This window comes from Streptomyces sp. 4F14 (genome assembly GCF_048159485.1).
Classification (GTDB): Bacteria; Actinomycetota; Actinomycetes; order Streptomycetales; family Streptomycetaceae; genus Streptomyces.
This window is the reverse complement of the sequence record NZ_JBLRVY010000275.1, coordinates 1-355: the sequence shown is the minus strand read 5'-3', so window position 1 is coordinate 355 and position 355 is coordinate 1. Positions and strand designations below refer to the sequence as shown.

At 73.2% G+C, this 355-nt stretch carries 1 protein-coding gene; it reads right to left on the bottom strand.

Annotated features, from left to right (window positions below; translation table 11 throughout):
- A partial coding sequence (locus ACLZOT_RS50695; RefSeq protein WP_416976082.1) for an AI-2E family transporter occupies positions 1 to 355 on the bottom strand: 355 nt, incomplete at both ends.

Genomic DNA, 355 nt, shown 5'->3' with positions numbered 1-355 from the left:
TGCAGCTCGTGGACGATCCCGAACGCCGCCGCGGTCAGCGGTACGGCGAGCAGCATCCCGAGGATGCCGGCCACCGACGCCCCCGCGGTCAGCGCCAGCAGCACGATCGCCGGGTGCATCTGCACGGTGCGGCTCTGGATCATGGGCTGGAGCACGTGCCCCTCCAGCACCTGCACGGCCACGACCACCCCGAGCGCCCAGAGCGCGACGACGAAGCCCCGGTCGGCGAGCGCGACCAGCACGGCGACGGCCCCGGAGACGAACGCGCCGAGGTAGGGGATGTAGGCCCCGACGAAGACGAGCGCCCCGAGCCCGACCGCGCCGGGTACGTCGAGGATCAGCAGCCCGACCGTGA